This window comes from Marinomonas sp. MED121, from assembly GCF_000153025.1.
GTDB lineage: Bacteria > Pseudomonadota > Gammaproteobacteria > Pseudomonadales > Marinomonadaceae > Marinomonas.
Genome location: NZ_CH672430.1, coordinates 497,885 through 515,348, shown reverse-complemented (window position 1 = coordinate 515,348; position 17,464 = coordinate 497,885). Strand labels below are relative to the sequence as shown.

The 17,464-nt window shown below is 37.1% G+C and carries 6 protein-coding genes; all 6 read left to right on the top strand.

The annotated features are described in order from the left end of the window. The first annotated feature begins 292 nt into the window (after positions 1-292). The 6 genes from MED121_RS10235 to MED121_RS10210 all read left to right on the top strand — a co-directional run bounded on the left by MED121_RS10235 (position 293) and on the right by MED121_RS10210 (position 17,063). Positions 293-7,018 carry an RHS repeat-associated core domain-containing protein gene (locus MED121_RS10235; RefSeq protein ID WP_009833611.1) on the top strand — a complete coding sequence of 2,242 codons (6,726 nt, stop codon included), beginning with the start codon at positions 293-295 and terminating at the stop codon, positions 7,016-7,018. Positions 7,019-7,020: 2 nt separating this feature from the next. Beyond that, the gene (locus tag MED121_RS10230; protein WP_009833610.1) at positions 7,021-7,389 is read left to right on the top strand and encodes a hypothetical protein; all 369 of its coding nucleotides are present in this window, start codon (positions 7,021-7,023) and stop codon (positions 7,387-7,389) included. A 582-nt stretch (positions 7,390-7,971) separates the two neighbouring features. Beyond that, positions 7,972-8,286 (top strand): hypothetical protein, encoded by a 315-nt coding sequence (locus MED121_RS10225; protein ID WP_009833609.1) that lies wholly within the window; start codon positions 7,972-7,974, stop codon positions 8,284-8,286. A gap of 202 nt (positions 8,287-8,488) precedes the next feature. Next, positions 8,489-8,830 carry a hypothetical protein gene (locus MED121_RS10220; RefSeq protein WP_009833608.1) on the top strand — a complete coding sequence of 114 codons (342 nt, stop codon included), beginning with the start codon at positions 8,489-8,491 and terminating at the stop codon, positions 8,828-8,830. 455 nt (positions 8,831-9,285) lie between these two features. Further along, positions 9,286-9,642, top strand: coding sequence for a hypothetical protein (locus MED121_RS10215; RefSeq protein ID WP_009833607.1), 357 nt, complete (start codon positions 9,286-9,288; stop codon positions 9,640-9,642). Between the two features lie 590 nt (positions 9,643-10,232). Beyond that, the gene (locus tag MED121_RS10210; protein WP_009833606.1) at positions 10,233-17,063 is read left to right on the top strand and encodes an RHS repeat-associated core domain-containing protein; all 6,831 of its coding nucleotides are present in this window, start codon (positions 10,233-10,235) and stop codon (positions 17,061-17,063) included. The last annotated feature ends 401 nt before the right edge of the window (positions 17,064-17,464 follow it).

Below are 17,464 nucleotides of genomic sequence, written 5' to 3'. Positions count from 1 at the left end.
TTTTCATTTTGGCAAATAGTTTCTTATGCCATAAATACGATATATCACTTCTCCCTTCACTGTAATTTAATATATTCCCGAATGAGTGTTTTAAATAAAATAAGTTTTCATCTATATGATTGGTAACAAATGTCAAGATGCTGTAGAAAAAAATAATTGATTAACTCATTGATGTATTTTAGAAAAATATTGAATTAATTTTCACTTTTAGGTATTTTCACCGAGGTGGTAAATAATTGCCATTCTTTTCATTGTTATTACATATGTGGTTGGATTCTAGGGATAGGGCTTTATGTTACGTCAATTATATCTTTCTTTTGTCATAATCTTCTCTGTAGCATTTTCATCTTTTGCTACAGCAGCTTGGACGCAGGGTGATTATGTTTTATATGAGGGCGATTATAATGGCGATGGTCGGCAGGACCTCATTCTCTACCCACATAAATTTATTTTAATTTCAGGTGACGTTAATGTGCCCTTTTTTATTGATTCGGGAGCACAGGCCATTGTTTTGCAAAAAAATGCAAATGGCAGTTATACATATATTTCACCGGCAAATATGACCACCCTTAAATCACTATGGCAATCTTCTAATCTCACTATAAGTTCTTATAATTTACTATATGGTGATTTAGATGGAGACTCTATAGCTGATATTGTTTTACAACCAGCAAGTGATCTGGCTAGTTTACATGTTATTAAATCGTCTGATACGAGTGTTGCAAGCTTTTATATCTCTGATTTAGATTACAATTTCATTGGTAGTAATACTGTCAGCATGAGTATTTCTGGTGGGCAGCTTGTTACTAACTCTACCTTGTATGGAAAGGCCTATATTAAGCTCGACTTTGCTAATAATGCTAGCTCATCATCAAATCAACAAACAGGCAATATATTAGGGTTACTCGGATCGAGTGCTTGGATCGATACCTCAGGGGCAGCGCGATATGAAATTCCATTAAGTTTGCCCTCTGGTATTAATGGTCTACAGCCTTCATTAGCATTAAGTTATAACAGTTACGGTGGCAATGGCTCTCTTGGTATGGGGTGGGGGCTATCAGGGCATCCTGCAATACAAAGGTGTAATGCGAATATAGCTGAAGATGGGAAGATCCAAGGTGTTGATTTTAGTAATGATTTGTTTTGTCTTAATGGACAGAAATTAATTTCTATTTCAGGAAGTTACGGTGGTAATGGCACCCAATATAAAACAGATATAGATGAATTTGAGAAAGTTTTCTCACATGGTGGTACAACGAATAACCCTGATTATTGGCAAGTGATCACTAAATCTGGTGAGCATTACTTTTATGGACAAACGTCGGATAGTAAATTAGTAGCTAATACCCAAAGTAAAACCTTGATTTGGTCAGTCAGTAGTCGTCAAGATGTGGCTGAGAATGTTATTGCTTATACCTATACCACAACGGCATCTAAAGGCATTCAACGGCCAAAAACCATTACCTATGGTGGAACTAAGGCTTCTCCAGCAACCACAATTACTTTCACTTACCGCGGAAGGTCTGATTCATCCGTTCAATACTTTGCTGGGCAACCTCTAACAGAAGATCAGCGTTTAATTAGTGTGAATATCGCTAATACGGCAGCCTCTAAGTTGAGTTATAGCTATCAGCTAAGTTATGAAGAAAGCCAAGGTACGGCCAAGTCATTATTATCTGATGTGAAGTTGTGTGGCAATAATGACTGTGTCTATCCGTTAAGTTTTACTTATCAGGATGAAACTTTAAGCAAGTTATCTACATTGAATAATGTGAGCTCAGCGAGCTTATCAATAGGTAAGTTCAAAGGCGTCAAGGGGAGCGAGTATTCTGATGCCAACTTCCTTAGTATTGATGCGAATGCTGATGGTTATTCAGATATTATTAGAGTGGCTGATGCTGCTCCAACAGGTCTTAGTAAGCCAGGTAGAACGGTAAGTGTATACATAAACCAAAAAGATGGATCTTATAAGGCAAAGTCGGATTTCAATGTTACTGTTGAAAACCATAATTTTTATACATTCGATGTGAATGGTGATGGTTTAGAGGATTTTGTTGATATTGAGCAAAAAAATAGCTCAACTAGCGATGTTTTTTCTGCTTGGTTAAGTAAAGGTGATAGCACTTTTACAAAGCAAGCGAGTGTTGCTTTTGGTAATACTAGTAATGGTGAAGAAAACGGTAAACGTTACCAAATCATGGACATGAATGGTGATACCTTACCGGATCTAGTTAAAATATATAAATCTGGATCAACTGCCTATGCTCAAACCTGTATAAATGATGGCGATGGTAGTATTGGTAGCTGTTCTACTACAAATTTAGGAAGTTGGAGTCAAATTGGTGCGGCTTTGACATCTAAAATTCTACCTATGGATACCAATGGAGATAACCAGCAAGATCTGGTTGCCATTTATCGTTCTGGTAATAACGCCTATGCTAATATTTGGTCAAATAATGGCAGCTTAGGTTTTACAAAAGTGTTAAGTGCCAAGTCAATCGGCTCTTGGAGTAGCGCGCTTTCTAATACGCCTACTTTTTTAACTTTAGACGTGAATGCTGATGGCCTTTCAGATATCGTTAAAATTAAAAATAGCAGTAATAAAACTTACAGTGAATCTTGGTTAAATACTGACTTAAATAATTTTGTGTCAGGTGCGACAACGCAAATTAGCTCAGCCTGGTTCTCACCTGCCTCTACTACACCGAGTAACTTTAGTGTCCTTGATGTCAACTTTGACGGTTCAAAAGACTTGGTTCATATCTATAAGTCGGGGACTTACTCATACTCTGTGAGTTTGATCAATAATGATAAAGGCGGTTTTTATGAAGCTAACCGTAAACAATTAAGTCAAAATTACAGCAGTGACAGTCAGGGGCGAAATTACCTGACAATGGATGTTAATGCGGATGGTACAGCTGATTTGGTAGAAGTTTATCAAGCGTCTACCTCAAATACAGCTAACGCCAATATCGCTAACTGGGTCGTTTCAGGAAGTCCTTTCCAAGATAAGTTAGTTCAAGTCGATAACCTCTACGGCACCGCTAATAAATTCAACTATGGCTTGAGCTCAGATAGAAGCCTTTATCGTTTTGATGATTCAAATTGGCCAACAAATCAAACAGATAAGATCAATATTTCATTTGCAAGTTATCCATTAGCATCATCAATTGAACTAGATAATGGTCAAGGGGGCTTTGATACTCTTGCTTATCGCTATTACGATCAGAAAAATCACACCCAAGGTTTAGGTGGCTTAGGGTATGCTAAGGTACAAGAATTCGATTTAAGCAATGAAACTGCTGAAGTCATGCATTACTCTCAGGCTTGGAAAGGTCGCTTAAATGGTACACTTGAAAAGTTAGAAACCTGTAGTCTAGCCCCAGACTTTAGCTTAGCAAGTTATTCGGGTAATGATTATTGCGCTGATAATACCAGTGGTTTGTTAGAGCGTGAAACCTATGCTTGGCAGTCACATCATATAAGTGGCGAAGCGAGCAAACAATCAAGTTGTACCGCGGGTAATTGTAACGAGGCAACACCAGGTTCAGTAAGTTATTCGGTAGTTAAAACCAAGAGTCTGTTCGAAAGCTATGGCACAAATCAGGAGCTTATCAAAGCGAAAAGCCTTGATTATACCTATGATGATTATGCCAATATCACCCAACTGGTGACACGTTCGGGTACCAGTGTGTCAGGGATGAGTGTTAGCAATGTCGATGTCACAGAAACCAATACTTATGACTATGATGGCGGCTTGTCAGGTGACGGGATTTGGTTAACTAGTCGAAATGTCAGTCAAATAACCGGCCCAGCCATCCAGTCTGTTTCTAATATCACTGAATACAATTACACCGCAGAAGGTTTATTGTCTAAGCAAACAGCTGAACCCGGTACTGACCTTGAAATCATTACCAGCTATCTAGACTTTGACAGAGGACTTCCTCGCTCTATTATCACAAATTGGAAGTCCAATCAGCTCAACGCTAGTTTGGCGAAAACACAATCCATTGTGACTTATGAATATGATGCTAATGGTGCAGTGAGCTCAAGCTGGAACGCGCTTGATCACGGTGAAAGCTTTCAAGAGCACCCCGTTTATTCGGTGCTTGAATCCTATACCGATGCGAATGGGCAAACGACTACTATTGAGGTTGATATACTCGGAAGACAACTCAGCATTAATGCGCCTCAGTCTAGCTCAAGCTTTACCTATGCAAAATGTAGTAATGATTGTGCAACGAATGAAGTCAGTTATGTATTAAAAACCACCACTGAGAATCCTTCAGAACGCTCCTACTTTGATTCTTTAGGTCGTACCTTAAGAAGTGGTGTGCAAGTCATGGGGGGCGCTTGGTCTCAAACCTTAGCCAGTTATAATGCTAAAGGACAGCTGGCGTCGGTTTCGGAGCCTTATTTTAATGAACCTAGTCATTATACGACCTACCTTTATGATGCCAGAGGCCGCTCTACTCAAGTGAATAAACCGGGTGGTCGATACTCGAGCTTTACTTACTCAGGGCTTGAGCAGGAAAAAATAGAGCATTTTGATGGTAAATCTCAGAAAACAACTACTAAATCCAATGCGTTTGGCTTGATTGAATACGGCATTGATAATCTTGGTAGTCGGATAGACTATCAATATAACGGCCATGGTCAGCTAGTCAAAACGATCGATACCACTACAGATATGGGCACTAATGAAATCACCATCAGTTACGATGCTTATGGTGCTCGTACACAATTAGTGGACCCTGATAAAGGTACTTGGAATTATACTAACAATGTGTATGGTCAAGTCACCCAAGAGGTGAATGCCAATGGTGAAATAACCACCTTTAACTATGACCTTTTAGGGCGTTTGTTAAGCCGTACCAACAGTGAAGGTACAAGTAACTGGCAATATGATGTGGGTACCATGGCTAAGGGCCAGTTAAATAAGGCCACCCAAGGCGGTTATGCAGAAGAATACAGCTACGATGGTTTTGGTAATCTTGCTAAGAAGTCCGTTGACTTTGGTGATGGTAATACAGCGGATGTTAGCTGGCACTATATTAAGGGCAAGCTGAATACCCAAACCTACCCAGGGGGGTATACGGTCAAGCAAACCTATGATTCAACGGGTTATTTAAAAACCGTACACCGTGAAGATAATGCCAATGATATTCACTGGGAAGCGGTGCAAATGGATGCCCGTGGTAATTTGACCGCCTATGAGCTAGATGGTGGTTTAAAAACTTACCGTGAATATGATGCGGCCACGGGATTTGTTAAATCTATCGATAGTCTTTGGGGGGATATCGCCTATGCCCAACAATCCAGTTATGCCTTTGATAGCCTAGGTAATCTTACATCTCGTAATGATCAGCTGTACATGAGTTCGACAGAGACAGTGGCGAATCAAGATCAAGGACAAACCTTTGAATATGATGCGCTAAATCGTTTGAAGAAGTGGACTACACGAAGTTTTGATGGTGTGGGCACTGCTGGCCAAACTAAAGTAATGGAGTACTTTAATAACGGTAATATTAAATCTAAAGCAGATGTAGGTGATTATGTTTACCAACAGCAAGGTAGTTGTGCCTTACCGTCAGGTCCCCATGCTGTGTCATATATTCAAGGTAAGGGGCAGTTCTGTTATGACGCCAGTGGTAATATGCTTACGGGCGATGGTAAGGCATTTACCTATACTTCCTTTGATAAGCCAAAAACCATCGTAAAAGACGCTGCAAAAACCGAGTTTTTGTATGGTCCTAGTTTAGGGCGTTACAAGCGTACCGATACCGTCACAGGCGAAACGGGTTCTGGTACGCAAAATACCTGGTATCTTGATGGTATTTACGAAAAAGTCGAAGATAAAAATGGCAAAATCATTGAGCGCTTTTTCCTGGGTGACTTTGGCATAATAGAGCGTACCGAAAGTGCGGTTGCAGGGCTTTATTTAGAGCAGACCCGTTATTTCTTGAAAGATCATATTGGCTCGGTATTAGCCATAGTTGAAGGCGGTAGTATGCGTCTTCTACAACAGTTCCATTATGATGTGTGGGGTAAGCGTGAATACGTGAAAACGGGCCTTGGCGTGAATCCTTGGGATAGCTTTGGTCTTTCTGGGCGTTTAGGCTTCACTGGTCATGAGATGCTGGATACGGTAGGTTTGATTCATATGAATGGCCGCGTGTATGACCCTGCGCTTGCGCGATTTGTGAGTGCAGATCCTTTTATTCCCGACCCATATAATACCCAAGCCTTTAACCGTTATGCGTATGTGTATAATAATCCGCTGAGTTTTACTGATCCAGATGGGTTCGAGCCAAGAGGCACTGGTACTGATGGGCATGGTGAGCACCCAGATCATAGAGATAAGCGAGAAAAAAGAGAGAAAAAAGAGAGAGAGCGTAAAGAGTTTAACGATAGACTGACAAAGGCTTATAAACAGAAAGCAGATGCTGAAAAAGAAGCGGCAAGACAGGCAAAAGAGAAAAAAGATAAAGAAAAACGGACAAGTCGTTTTTTAAACTTTATTCAAGGAGCTTTATCTGTTGTTGGGATGATTCCTGCTATTGGTAATGTTGCTGATGTTGTTAATGCTGGAATTTCAGTTGCTAGAGGGCAGCCTAAAGCTGCATTATCTCATATGGCGGCAGCTGTTCCTGGGGCTGGGTTAGCTGTTGGTGCAGGCAGAGCGGCAAATGCTGCTTCAAAAGGGTTGAGTTCGCTGGGGAGGCCAGGGAAAAGTCCGAAACGAACATTAAATAGAGATGGTGGTGTTATACATGTTACAAAAGACGGCGTTGCTATTCCCTCTGGGTCAAAGCATAAAATACCAGATAATTATGTCCAAAATCCACACCGATCAGGTAATTACGGTGAGATTGTGAACGGCAAATATAAAGAGCGTTTAAGGATTGATCCTGCTACACCGCCAGGGCAGAAAGGGCCTAATTATTCTCATTATCATAAAAATAGTAAAGGGAAGCATTATAGCCCAAAAGATGGTGACTCAGATCCAGGATTTTAATTATGAATTATATTAAAAAGTTCAATAGCTTAATGTGGCATGATGCTAAATTATTAAATATAGAAATTGATAGAAGTAATCCTGGCGAATTAGATATTATCAGAGCCCATATAAAGTGGCCTAATGATGTAGAGGAATATTTAGTTTTTAGAGATTGTTATTTTGCTGATTTTAAAATGAATTTTGGTGTGATTTCTGAGGAAACTATTTTTGATGCAATTTGTAGCGATAATGATCCTCAAATTTTAGCTGTTCAAGAAAAGTGGGCTCCCTTAGGTGTAGAGTTGAATAAATTATTGAGTTATAAAATAAATACAAACTCTACAAATAGCATCTTAAAAATTTATGCTCTTTTATTTGAAGTCGAATAATTTAAATGAGACACTCATAGTTATTCATAGACACCCACCTTTAATTTGACCAACTTCTCTTCGTGATCTAGTTTTAATTTAGATTACTTTTTGGAGTTGGTTTAATTGTTAATAGACACCCATCTTTAATTTGACCAACTTCTTTTCGTGATCTAATTTTAATTTAGATTACTTTTTGGAGTTGGTTGATATGCCTAGAGCAAGAAAAACCCTCATCAGTCTCGAAACTCTTTTCTAGTTAATTCCTTATTACCATTGTATTTCCCGTTGCGTGAGGAAGGCTTACTTATGTGAAAGCAATAAATCCACGGGTCAAAGTTATACTCATATAGATACCCATCTTTAATTTGTTAACACGCTATATTAATTCGTCAAAAATCCAATAAAACACTGGTTAATACTTCTTGCTTGGCATTAATGTTATCTTTTTCTCTTCTATGTTCGAATTTTATTTTCATTTATAAATGAAGTGAACTGTGATTAGGTTGTGTGATAGTATTTTTATAATGCTTGTCTAATTAATATATTATTTTACGAATGTTATATTTTTCTTGAGTTTTAATTGTTATTAAATGAGGTTGTATGAAATTAATTTTGGTTTTTCTATCTTTTTTTGTTCCATTTACTGCGTTTGCTGCTAAGGATGTCGCAATTAGTAAGGTTGAGTTTGTTTATCAGCTTGATAGTGATTCTACTGTTTTTGAGTTTAAGTCTAATGTTACTCATAGTTGTGGTGGTTCTGTCTATAAAGTAAAAAGTCCAAATGACGGGGTTGCAAATCGTAAATTTACTATGGTGCTAACAGCCTTTGTTGCTAATAAAAATTTAGCTTTTCATGATACTGGCGTGTGTGATGGCAGTCGTTCTATTGCCGCTTGGGTAAGGATAACGCACTAAAAATCTATCAAGCAGATTTGCCACTTATAAAATGATTTATTAAGTTTTTTAGTTGTTTTTCAAGATTTATTAACTGATTTGTTACTTATGAAGGCGTTTAATTAGCGCTTTTTTATAATGTATAGTAAGAATATTGTCTAGGGTTTTGGTTAAGCACGATTGTTAAATTGAGAACTATAAAATTACCAAGGAGGGTATAAAAATGAAAAAAACTATTCTAATGATTCTTTCAATGGCTCTATTTTCATCTTTCATATTAGCTAAAGATTTAGTTGAAGCTGAAAGCACAAAGATTATTAAATTATCCGCTTATTCTGATATAGGAAATGGGGATATCTTAATAACTGTAAATAATCCTCCAATTGGATGTGAAAGAGGCTTTTGGGTAAATGGAAATGCAGCAGGTGCTCAGCATACTCTTTCCTTACTCTTAGCTGCAAAAGCAATGAATGCGCAAGTATCTATTAATGGTGATAAGGATAATATTTGGAGTCATACCAGTGCTGGCGGCGTGTGTCACTTGTTTAATATAGATATTCTTTAAGTCTAATTTTTTAACTAAGTGTTAGTTTTTTAGCATTATTTAACCTAGAGTATGCTGGTTCTATTTTATAAATGACGACTAAAATTAATTATTTTCGTAGCTACACTAACTCTGATTATGCAAAATTGATATACAGGTTTATTTAGACACTAATTTTATTATACTGTTAATTGAAAAGGACCTAAGAAAAGGTGTTTTATTCATTTTTGAATATTTTTAATATAAGTTTTCCTGGTGAGTATAAGTGTTATAGGTTTTATAGATGTGAAAGGAGAGTATTAAATGATTTGGTGTCTTATGATAATTTAAAATAACCAACTTTCTAAAATAAAGTCGAAGTTGTTTGTTGAAAAGTGTATTTTTAGGTGTTGTTTTCGCATTTTGGCTTTTAAAGTTAGTGGTGTTTAAGGGACTTATAATAATTTAGGTCTAAATTTATTCAAGGAGTTTAAGTTATGGAGACTGGTTTTTATCAGTGGTGGTTATCTGGATTTAACAAAATATGTTTTTTTACTCTATTTTTTTCATCTTTGTTTTTTTCGTCTCAAAGTCTCGCTTGGACTGGTACTGGCGAAATAACTGAAGTTTATTCTCATGATGGACTTCATATTATCAATACGACTATTAATGGTACTCCATGTTCTCGACAATTTTATTGGCCTACATCTGATCCAGATGCCAAAGATATGTTTACATTAGCATTAGCTGCTTTTATGGGGGGTAAAACAATAAGTGTTCATTACTCAAGTTTGAGCTGTAATGCAGGTATAGGCAATGCTGTATTGATTACGCATTTAAAAATCATTAAATAATACTTAAAGAAAGGTCTGTGTTGTTTTAATAGGGTCACTTTAAACGACCCTATTGTAAATAATGTTAAGGTACTCATCTTCAAAATCAATCTCAAAAAAACCAGTTATTATTAAAAAATAACCCTTATTTTTATGACATAGCTTTATTGCGCTGCTGCTTAACTATCATTTAAATTTTAAAAAAACTGAATGTTAAGTGCTTTGTTAGATAAAAAACTATAATCACTTAAATTTTTTTGATGTTACTCGAACTCCCTTTGTAGTTTGAGATAGTATTATTCAAGAAAGTAACTCTATTAGAACTTTGAGATGGTATAAATACATCTCTTCCTCATAACGTGACAATATCTATTGTTTAAACTTACCTTGACCATTTTTCACTGATTATTTAACAAAATAATTTCCTGCTTACAGTGTTTGATTGTAACCATTAATGTCTAATTTACAGTGTAAAGTCAATTAAACCATTGATGTGTAGTCAAATGTATTGAATTAATTTTCGAATTTGGTTATTTTCACAAGGATGGTGTTTAATTGCCATTCTTTTCATTGTTATTACATATGTAATTGGATTCTAGGGATAGAGCTTTATGTTACGTCAATTATATCTTTCTTTTGTCATGATTTTCTTTGTCGCATTTTCATCTTTTGCTACAGCGGCTTGGGCGCAGGGTGATTATGTTTTGTATGAGGGAGATTATAATGGCGATGGTCGGCAAGATCTCATTCTCTACCCACATAAATTTATTTTAATTTCAGGTGACGTTAATGTGCCCTTTTTTATTGACTCGGGCGCGCAGGCCATTGTTTTGCAAAAAAATGCAAATGGCAGTTATACATATATTTCACCGGCAAATATGACCACCCTTAAATCACTATGGAAATCTTCTAATCTCACTATAAGTTCTTATAATTTGCTATATGGTGATTTAGATGGAGACTCTATAGCTGATATTGTTTTACAACCAGCAAGTGATTTGGCTAGTTTACATGTTATTAAATCGTCTGATGCGAGTGTTGCAAGCTTTTATATCTCTGATTTAGATTACAATTTCATTGGTAGTAATAGTGTCAGTATGAGTATTTCTGGTGGGCAACTTGTTACTAACTCTACCTTGTATGGTACAGCATATATTAAGCTCGACTTTGCTAATAATAGTAGTTCATCTTCAAATGATCAGACTGGATCAGTAATTGGTTTAATTGGATCTGCTGCGGGTATTGATTATTCAGGGGCTGTTCGATATGAAATTCCATTGCGATTACCTTCAGGCATCAATGGTCTGCAGCCAAATTTATCACTTAGTTATAACAGTTATAGTGATAATGGGTTGTTAGGAATAGGCTGGGAAATAAGTGGTCAGCCTGTAATTCGTCGATGTCGTTCAAATAAAGCAGAAGATAATGTTGTTAAAGGTATTTCCTTTGCAAGCTCCGATAAGTTTTGCCTAAATGGAAATAAGTTACTTGCTGTGACAGGAGCTTATGGTGCAAATGGCACTCAATATAAAACTAATATAGACAACTTTGAAAGAATTTATTCTAAGGGAGGTGATATTGGGAACCCTGATTATTGGGAAGTAATTACTAAATCTGGTGAGCGTTACTTTTATGGCCAAACCTCAGACAGTAAGTTAGTTGCTAATGCCCAAAATAAAACCCTGATTTGGTCTATTAGTAGTCGTCAAGATGCGGCTGATAATATGATTAATTATACCTATACCACTATTGCGTCAAAGGGTATTCAACGACCTAAAAGTATTAGTTATGCAGGTACAGTAATTGATTTTAATTTTAGAGGCCGATCTGACTCTACTTCTCAATATTTAGCCGGACAGTTGATTTCTCGTGATCAGCGCTTAACTAGTTTGAATATAACTAATTCAGCGGCTTCTAAAATCAGTTATAGCTATCAGCTAAGTTATGAAGAAAGCCAAGGCACAGAAAGGTCTTTATTATCTGATGTGAAGTTGTGTGGCAATAATGACTGTGTCTATCCGTTAAGCTTTACCTATCAGGATGAATCTTTAGCCAGTCTCACCAGTTTAAATAAATCGGTGATGTCAACTCTAGGTCAGTACAATGGTTTAACATCGAGTGATAAACCTGAGTTCTTATCTTTGGATGCAAATGCTGATGGCTATAGCGATATTATTAAAATACGTAAAACAGGAACAACACGATCAGCTTCCTTATATTTAAATAATAAATCGGGAGGGTATAGCCATAAACAAGACTTCCAACCGAATAATACTGACTCATCTTATTATGTATTTGATGTAAACGGTGATGGTCTTGAAGACTTTGCTGAAATTAAAAAGAGTACGGGTGATAGTAGTAGCACTTTCGTTGCTTGGTTCAGTGATGGACAAGGTACGTTAACAAAGCAAACGAGCGCCGCTTTTGGTAATAGTGGTACCGGTGAGGAAAACGGAAAACGTTACCAAGTCATGGACATGAATGGTGATACCTTACCTGATCTTGTTAAAATATATCAATCAAGCTCAACAGCTTACGCACAAGCCTGTACAAATGCTGGTAACGGTAGCATCGGGAGTTGCTCCACATCAAATTTGGGAAGTTGGAGTCAAATTGGTGAGGCTCTCACTTCTAACATCCTTCCTATGGATACCAATGGAGATGGGCAGCAAGATCTGGTTGCCATTTATCGTTCTGGTGATAACGCCTATGCCAATATTTGGTCAAATAATGGCAGCTTAGGCTTTACAAAAGTATTAAGTGCCAAGTCAATCGGCTCTTGGAGTAGCACGCTTTCTAATACGCCTACTTTTTTAACTTTAGACGTGAATGCTGATGGCCTTTCAGATATCGTTAAAATTAAAAATAGCAGTAATCAAACTTACAGTGAATCTTGGTTAAATACTGACTTAAATGATTTTGTGTCAGGTGCGACAACAAAAATTAGCTCAGCCTGGTTCTCACCTGCCTCTACTACACCGAGTAACTTTAGTGTCCTTGATGTCAACTTTGATGGTTCACAAGATCTAGTACATATTTATAAATCGGGTAATTACTCATATTCTGTCAGTTTAATCAATAACGATAAAGGCGGTTTTTATGAAGCTAACCGTAAGCAGTTAAGTCAAAATTACAGCAGCAACAGTCAGGAACAAAATTACCTGACAATGGACGTTAATCAGGGACGAAATTACCTGACAATGGATGTTAATGCTGATGGCACAGCTGACTTGGTAGAAATTTATCAAGCATCGACCTCAAGTACAGCTAACGCCAATATCGCTAATTGGGTCGTCTCAGGTAGCCCTTATCAAGATAAATTAATACAAGTTAATAATGTTTATGGAACGGTTAATAAATTTAATTATGGTTTGAGCTCAGATAGATCAATTTATAGTCTGGATACAAGTAGTTGGCCAACGGGTGATGTTAGAAGTGTATTTAACAGCTATCCTGTTGCTTATTCTATTGATTCAAATAATGGTTCAGGTGGCTTTAGCTCTTTAGTTTACCGCTTTTATGATCAAAAAGTTCATATTCAGGGGTTAGGTAATCAAGGTTTCGCTAGAGTGCAAACGTTTGATTTAGCTAATGATACAGCTGTTGTAAGCCATTATTCACAAGATTCCTCAGGCAGGTTAAATGCGTCTTTAGAAAAGAAAGAAACTTGTACAATTCCAAGTGGTTTTAAAATTGATGATTATTCTGGCTTGGATTATTGCGCTGACTTTTCTGAAGGGCTTTTAGAGCGTGAAAGGCATGAGTGGCAATCTAATTATATTTCAGCTGAAGATTTAGTAATTAATACATGTACTTCAGGAAGCTGTAGTGATGTAACGCCAGGTTCGGTAAGTTACTCAATAACAAAGTCTAAGAGCTTATTTGAAAGTTTTGACCTTAATCAAGCGCTAATTAGTGCTACAAGTATTGATTATTCCTATGATAATCATGCAAACCCAGTTGGTATTGTAACTCAATATGGAACCTCTGTTTCAGCATCAGATTTAAGCTTAACTAATGTCGATGTAATTGAAAATAATAGTATTGAATATAATTCTACATTGTCTCTTCAAGGTATTTGGTTAAAGAGTAAAGCGACAACAAGTATTTCTGGTCCTTCGATCCAAACGAGTACGAGTGGGTCTGAGTATGAATATTCAGCAAATGGATTACTTACAAAAACAATAAGTAGACCAGGTAGTCAACAAGAGGTTGTAACCACTTATAGTGAATTTGATCGAGGGTTGCCACGGTCTGTTATTGCCAGCTGGAAAGATAATGATGCGAATGCAAGTCTCTCAAGCTCCCAAGCGATTACGAATTATGAGTATGATGTAAATGGAGCAGTGAGTGATAGCTGGAATGCGCTGGGTCATCATGAAAGCTTCCAAGAGCATCCTGTTTACTCAGTGATTGAGTCTCATACTAACGCTAATGGGCAAACAACAACGACAAGTTTTGATATTTTAGGTCGAAAAATAAGTGTTGAGAGCCCGCAATCAAGTAAGACATTTAAATATGGAAAATGCTCTGGTGAATGTTCAACTAATGAAGTTAGCTATGTATTAACACAAACATCTGAAGCACCATCTGAACGATCATATTTTGACTCATTAGGACGTACCTTAAGAACTGGTAAGCAAATAATGGGGGGGAATTATTCATATATTGCTTCGATTTTTGATTCGAAAGGGCAGCTTTCCTCTGTTTCTGAACCCTATTTGAGTTCTCCAACTCATTTTACTCAATACACTTATGATGCTAGAGGGCGAAATACTAGAATAGATTTGCCTGCTGAGGGGCGTTATACCGAGCTTAACTTTTCGGGACTAAAGCAAACTAATATTGACTATTTTGATGGCAGCTCTCAGAGTGCAACGACTGAACAAAATGCTTTTGGAATGACGATATATAGCATTGATAATTTAGGCAATAGAATAGATTATCAATATAACGGTCGTGGGCAATTGGTCAAATCTATTGATATGGATGCTAATCAAATTCTAATTCAATATGATGATAATGGTGCTCGAACTCAATTAGTTGACCCTGATAAAGGTACTTGGACATTTATTAATAATGCATTGGGCCAAGTTACTAAAGAAATTAATGCAAATGGCCAAGTGACTAGCTTCAATTACGACCTTTTAGGGCGAATGTTATCTCGAGTAAATGAAGAAGGGTCAAGTTATTGGGAATTTGATCAAGCAACAAATGGTGTCGGGCAGATAAGCAAGGTAACACAAGGAAGTTATATAGAAAGCTTAAGCTATGATGGTTTTGGAAATCTTGCTAATAAAAATGTTGAATTTGGTGATGGTAATAGTGCTGAGCTAAGTTGGCATTATATAAAAGGAAAGCTCGATACATTGACTTACCCTGGTGGTTATAAAGTTAAGCAAACTTATGACTCAACAGGTTATTTAAACAGTATTCATAGAGATGATGATGTTAATGATATTCATTGGCAAGCAACGAGTATGGATGCAAGAGGAAAACTAACAGCCTTTGAACTAGATGGTGGATTAAAAACATATCGTGAATACGATGCAGCAACAGGTTTTGCAACATCAATTGAAAGTGCTTGGGGTGGTATTGCCACGGCTCAAAAGTCTAGTTATAAATTCGATGGTCTTGGGAATCTGACATATCGAGATGATCAGATTTTTATGGATTCTAGTACAAGTGAGGCTAATCAAGATCAAGGGCAATCATTTACTTATGATTCTTTAAATCGTCTTAGTACTTGGACAAGTCGTAGTTTTGATGGTATTGGCACCGGTGGCGATATTAAATCAATGTCTTATATGAATAATGGTAACATTCTTTCTAAGGCAGGTATTGGTAGTTATCAATATCAACAACAAGGCAGTTGTGAGTTTGTATCAGGTCCTCATGCAGTTTCATATATAGAGGGCAAAGGTCAATATTGTTACGACATTAGTGGCAACCTTTTAAATGGTGACGGCAGAAGCTTTACTTACACATCTTTTGGTAAGCCAAAGACTATTACTCAATCGGGTACTCAGGTTGAATTATTATATGGTCCAAATTTTAAGCGTTATAAACGTATTGATACGACGACCGAAGGGGAAGAAACGACATGGTATTTAGACGGTCTTTACGAAAAAGTCGAAGGTAATGATGGCGCGTTAATTGAACGTTTTTACCTAGGTAGTTTTGGATTTATTGAAAGAAGTGAAAGTGCTGTTGCAGGGTTATTTTTAGAGCAGACACGTTACTTCTTAAAAGATCACCTAGGCTCAGTTTTAGCAATTGCTGAGGGTGGTAGTATGCGCCTTTTGAAGCAATTTCATTATGATGCCTGGGGTAAACGTGAGTATGTTAAGGTGGCAGGAGATCAAAATGCTTGGGATGCATTTGGTTTATCGGGTCGTTTAGGCTATACCGGCCATGAGATGTTGGATTCGGTTGGCCTTATACACATGAATGGACGTGTTTATGACCCCGAAATAGGCCGCTTTATCAGTGCAGATCCATTTATTCAAGACCCAAATAATAGTCAGTCATATAACCGCTATACCTATGTATATAATAACCCTTTGGCTTTTACTGACCCTAATGGTTACTTTTCTTTTAGTAAAACTTGGAAGAAAATCAAAAAAGCAGTTAAAACGGGAGTAAATAGTATTGTTGAAAGTACGGAAAGTGTTCTTTCAAAAGCCTATACAGAAATTAAAAACTTTGGGACAAAAGAGAATCTCTTGGCAATTGGAGCCATTTATCTAGATAGCATAGGTTGTGCTGGTTATTGTTCTGCCGCTTTATCTGCTCAAACAACGTATAAAAATGGAGGTAATTGGGAGTCTGTAGTCAGGGCCGGTGTGTTTAGCTATGTTACATATCAAATGAATACTGGTTTTAGCCAAGAAAGAATTTCCTATACAAATATTGCGCCTCGTGCCGCGGCACGAGGGAGCATGAATGGAGCTTATGCCACACTTCAAGGGGGGGACTTTAGCGATGGTTTTGAAGCTGGTTTTAAAGCTCAATTCTCAAGTGATGCTATTACTTATTACATACAAGCTCTGAATGATCTAGATGGGTCTGAACCCACGATGCTTCCTGGAACTAAAGGTAGAGACGCAGGGAAAATTAGCTCACCATATCATATTAGAGATACAGGATATAACAATATAGGTATTGGATGGGGGGCTGGTGATCCATTGGGCATTTGGGAAGGTTGGACAAAAGAAGGCAGTACCTTAATGAAGGGACTAAACCTAGTTCCTGGTATGAATTATATGTCGGCTTTTCATGATACTTGGGCTGGTAGCTGGAATATGGGGTCGTGGGGGAGCTCAATTCATTCAAGTATTGGTACAGGTTTTGTAGCTGGGAGTATTATTCCTGCTATGGGGGTCAACTACACCGTTTTTCGTAAGCAAAGAGAAAGTACGGATTATTTAAATTCTTTGTAACTAGTTTATGTTTAAAGCGAGAAAAGGTTAACTTTTCTCGCTTTTTATGAAAAAGAAAATTTTAATAGTAAAAGTTCTCTTAGACATATATGGACGCACCCGTGCCGTCAAGGCCATAGTTATCCAAACCACTTTTAAACATTGCTTTTAAGTGGTTTTGTCTTCTTTCTTATTAACCGTTTTTGATCTTTACCAATCTCGCAAACTTGATGAAGGGTCGAACTAGACATTTTTTCTTAAGGTAAGCCGGCCTGTTATTAGTTCTTATAGACACCCAGCTTTAATTTGCTGGATATCTCATATTAAGCTGAAATTATATTGTTAAGAGTGGATATTATTTTTAATAATGGCTGTCTTATATTAGGGCATAGCGGTAAAGTATGTAGGGTAAATGATTTAGG